Origin of the sequence: uncultured Acetatifactor sp. (genome assembly GCF_948601915.1) — a bacterium.
Lineage (GTDB): Bacteria > Bacillota > Clostridia > Lachnospirales > Lachnospiraceae > Acetatifactor.
Window position 1 is genome coordinate 1 of the sequence record NZ_CAPDXS010000024.1, and the last position, 3639, is coordinate 3639.

At 47.8% G+C, this 3639-nt stretch carries 4 protein-coding genes; all 4 read left to right on the forward strand.

The window, feature by feature from the left end:
- The first annotated feature begins 98 nt into the window (after window positions 1–98).
- Window positions 99–716, forward strand: coding sequence for a hypothetical protein (locus Q2B33_RS05885; protein WP_172530982.1), 618 nt, complete (start codon window positions 99–101; stop codon window positions 714–716).
- A 63-nt stretch (window positions 717–779) separates the two neighbouring features.
- Entirely contained in the window at window positions 780–1136 is a 357-nt protein-coding gene (locus tag Q2B33_RS05890; protein WP_300913898.1) for a hypothetical protein, read from the forward strand.
- Between the two features lie 2 nt (window positions 1137–1138).
- Window positions 1139–1414: a hypothetical protein gene (locus Q2B33_RS05895; protein ID WP_172530980.1), complete on the forward strand. Its 276-nt coding sequence runs from the start codon at window positions 1139–1141 to the stop codon at window positions 1412–1414.
- Window positions 1374–3639, forward strand: a 2266-nt coding sequence (locus Q2B33_RS05900) for a phage tail tape measure protein (protein ID WP_300913901.1), incomplete at its 3' end; no start/stop codon positions are given. The genes Q2B33_RS05895 and Q2B33_RS05900, both read left to right, overlap by 41 nt.

The window sequence follows — 3639 nt, forward strand, 5'->3', positions numbered from 1 at the left end:
TATGAAATGTACCTGGCCCCTATCCCGGATGAAGAATGTTTCCAGACGGCCTATGAGGTAAAGGGGCTGCTTACCAAAACGAAAGGAGCGAAAAGAGCATGAACAAAGAAAGCATTGTCTTAGGTTCCGGCGATTTGTATTGTACGGAGTTTGAGGGCACGGACAAGGAATTGCCAACCAATGAAGCATTGGAAACGGAAGAAAACCGCCTGGGCTATATCAAAGGCGGTGCTGAAATCGAATATGCACCGTCTTTCTACGAAGCCAAAGACGATATGGGAAAGGTTTCCAAGGTCATCATAACGGAAGAGGAAGCAACCTTTAAATCCGGGATTATGACCTGGTGCGGAACCACGTTACAGAAATTATGCCAGACCGCAAGGGTCACGGAGGACAAGGCAAAGAAGAAACGCATTGTGAAGATTGGAGGAATCGGCAATGCGGATGGAAAGCGGTATGTTATCCATTTTGTACATAAAGACCCGGTGGACGGGGACGTAAGGGTAACAATCGTTGGAAACAACCAGGCCGGATTTACCATTGCATTTGCCAAGGACAGCGAAACCGTCATTGATGCAGAGTTTAAGGCACAGCCCATGGACAAGGAGGGCACGCTTATTCTGTATGAAGAGGATATGGACGCTACAGAGGAAGCAGCAGGACCCGAAAGCGGAGGGGGACAAGGCACAGAAGAGGAACCCGGCGGCGAAGTATAAGACCGTAAGAGCGGCCAGGGAGAAGCCCCCAGGCCGCTTATTCCATGAAAGGAGAATGAGGGCATGGCAGTAAAGGAATTTAATTGCAACAAGCTGAAAAGGACGTTCTGGCCGTTCACGCTGAAAGACAAGGTGGACGGGGACGGGAACGTGGTGGAAAAGGGCAGGAAAATCATTGTGAGGATGCCGCAGAAACAGGTTTTTGAAGCCATTAAGGAAATCCAGGACGTGGAAGAGGAAAACGCCACGGTGGAGGACACGGAAGCCATTTACAGACTGTTGGCGGCAGTCCTTAACAACAATATGAACCGTGTAAGGGTGACGGAAAAGAACCTGGAGGATTACGACATAGAAGAGTGTACGGCAATCCTGGAAGCCTATATGTCGTTTGTGGACGAACTGAAAACAAACCCAAACTAACCATGCCCTTTTATCCACGCCAGGATAAAGGGGAAGAGATACCGTACACATTGCTTACACGCCCGGAAAAACTGGTGATGGATTATTGCCATATAGACATTTACGAAGTGCAGGAAATGGAGATTGACGTTTATCTGTTTTTCATGCGTGAAGCAATGATTTATGAAAATTCACAGACCGAAGAGGGCCGGGAATATCTGAAAAACTGTTGGCGGATGGAGCAGACGAAGCCGGACCGTGAGGGGCTACGAAGAAATTTCAAGAAGAAAGGGGGCTGATACCGTGGCAAACAAGGGGATAAAGGGAATCACTATTGAGATTGGCGGAGATACCACCAAACTTGAAAAGGCACTTTCCGGCGTGAATGGGAAAGTGAGGAATACCCAGGCAGAACTAAGGGAAGTAAACAAACTTCTTAAAATGGACCCCAAGAACACGGAAGCCCTGGCACAGAAACAAACGCTTTTAAGTGATGCCATTGAGGAAACCAAGGAAAAACTGGATATTCTGAAAACGGCGGAAAGGCAAGTGCAAGAACAGTTCCAAAGGGGAGAGGTTTCGGAAGAGCAATACCGGGCATTGAAAAGGGAAATTGAAAAGACAAGCCTGGAATTGGAGGATTTGGAGGAAGCGGCAAGGCAGACGGACAAGGCCGTGGAAGAATTGGGGAAGTCATCCGCTCTTTCCGGCGAAGAATTGAAAAAGGCAGAGGAAAAGGCCGGGACTTTCAAGGAAAAGTTAGGGAAGCTAGGAGAAGCGGCGGAGGGTGCGGCAAAAGCATTGGGGGCCGGATTCGTTGCCGCCGCTACATATGCCACAAAGTTTGAAACGGATTGTGACAAGGCATTAAACACAGTCATTACACAGACGGGGGCAGCAGACAGTGAAGTGGAGGGGTTGGAAGAAACCCTTTTAAGCATATACAAGGATAATTTTGGCGAGGACATAAACGACATAGCAACGGCAATGGCGGCAGTCAAGCAGCAGACGGGCCTTGCAGATGAAGAACTGAAAAACACCACGGAAACCGCCATTCTGATGCGTGATACCTTTGATATAGACGTAAACGAGGGCATCCGGGGCGTTAATGCCATGATGAAGCAGTTTGGTATTTCTTCCGAGGAAGCATACAACCTTTTGGCCCAGGGGGCACAAAAGGGGCTGAACCAGAACGGGGACCTTGCGGACCAGTTGGCAGAATATTCCGTGTATTACAATGACCTGGGGATTTCCGCAGAGGAAGCATTTAACATGATGGCGAATGGTGCCAAGAACGGCACGTTCCAGATTGATTATCTGAATGATGCCGTGAAAGAGTTTGGCATAAGGGTAAAGGACGGAACGGCGGATGATGCCTTTAAGGAATTGGGGCTTAATGCGGAGGATTTGAAAAAGAAGTTCGCAGAGGGCGGCGAAGGTGCAAGGGAAGCCTTTGATATAGTGAATAATGCCCTTTTTTCTTGTGATGATAAGGTGCAGCGCAATATTTTGGGCGTTACCCTTTACGGGACAAAATGGGAGGATTTAGGGGAAGATGCGGTGCGTTCCCTGGTGAATACCCAGGGTGAGATTTCCAACGCCAATGATGCCCTGGAAAAGATAAATGAGAATAAATACAATGACCTGGGGAACCAGTTTGAAGAGTTGGGGCGGAACATCAAAGTTGATTTGATAAAGCCCATAGGCGAAGAACTACAGCCAGTAATCAGTGATGTAATAAAAGAAGTCAAAAGCAAAATACCGCAAGTAAAAACCATTGTGCTTGCGGTTATCGACAAGGTAAAGGAATTTATCTCTTTTGTGTCAAAGCATGGGTCACAGATTATTTCAATCATTGCCGGGATTGCCGCCGGGATGCTTGCATGGAACGTGGTAACAATGATTCAAGGGCTGATTTCTGCCTTTAAGGTATGGAAAACAACCACCGAGGGCGTGACGATTGCACAGAAACTTTTAAACACGGCAATGAACGCCAACCCTATCGGCATTGTGGTAACGATAATAGGAACGCTTGTGGCGGCACTTGTTACCTTGTTCGCAACGAATGAGGATTTCCGAAACAAAGTGATTGCCATATGGAACAAAGTAAAGGAAGTGGCGGCGGACGTTTTCGGTTCCATTGCGGACTTTTTCACCGTCACAATACCAAACGCCTTTAAGGCCGTGGTGAATTTTATAAAATCGAACTGGCAGGGGCTTTTACTGCTGATAGTCAATCCATTTGCCGGAGCCTTTAAACTTCTTTACGATAATTGCGGGGCGTTCCGGGAATTTATAGACAATCTGGTGGCGAACATCAAACAATTTTTTCAAAATTTGTGGGATGGCCTGGTTTCCATTTTCCAGGGTGTAGGCCAGTGGTTCACGGACCGGTTCACGGAAGCATACAAAGGCGTGACCCGTGTATTTGCGGCCATTGGTTCCTGGTTTGGGGCACGGTGGAACGATATAAAGAACGCCCTGGCCCAAGTGGCAACCTGGTTTCTCACCATGTTCACCAACG

What these genes read in the sequence shown, in the direction of transcription:
- Q2B33_RS05885 (WP_172530982.1), top strand. Translation starts at nt 99, where the DNA reads ATGAACAAAGAAAGCATTGTCTTAGGTTCCGGCGATTTGTATTGTACG.
- Q2B33_RS05890 (WP_300913898.1), top strand. Translation starts at nt 780, where the DNA reads ATGGCAGTAAAGGAATTTAATTGCAACAAGCTGAAAAGGACGTTCTGG.
- Q2B33_RS05895 (WP_172530980.1), top strand. Translation starts at nt 1,139, where the DNA reads ATGCCCTTTTATCCACGCCAGGATAAAGGGGAAGAGATACCGTACACA.